This window comes from Gilvimarinus gilvus (assembly GCF_030518155.1).
GTDB lineage: Bacteria > Pseudomonadota > Gammaproteobacteria > Pseudomonadales > Cellvibrionaceae > Gilvimarinus > Gilvimarinus gilvus.
Genome location: NZ_JAULRU010000506.1, coordinates 1 through 319, shown reverse-complemented (window position 1 = coordinate 319; position 319 = coordinate 1). Strand labels below are relative to the sequence as shown.

Below are 319 nucleotides of genomic sequence, written 5' to 3'. Positions count from 1 at the left end.
GCCGTGCTTGGCATCATGGATAGCCCGTTCGATGACCTTTTTCGCTACCAGTCCGTACACGTCTGCCGGGAGGTCGCTGGGGACCAGGTTCACGGCTGCGCCACCGACCTCATCCCGGAGCATCGCGGAGAAGTGCTGGATGCCCGAGCATGAGCCGTCCATCGCAATCGGGAGCTTCGACACAAAGCGGTCCCCGTGTTCGCAATAGCCCTTCCACTCCAGGCAGAACGCCAGGAACTGCCATGGCTTGTCGATAGCCTGCGCACCTACGTGATCGGCCCAGCCGCGTGCCTGGAAAGGGTCAGCAGCAATCGCCAGG

Annotated in this window: 1 protein-coding gene; it reads right to left on the bottom strand. The window is 62.7% G+C overall.

The window, feature by feature from the left end:
• A partial coding sequence (locus tag QWI17_RS09110) for a DNA-directed RNA polymerase (protein ID WP_368045335.1) occupies nt 1-319 on the bottom strand: 319 nt, incomplete at both ends.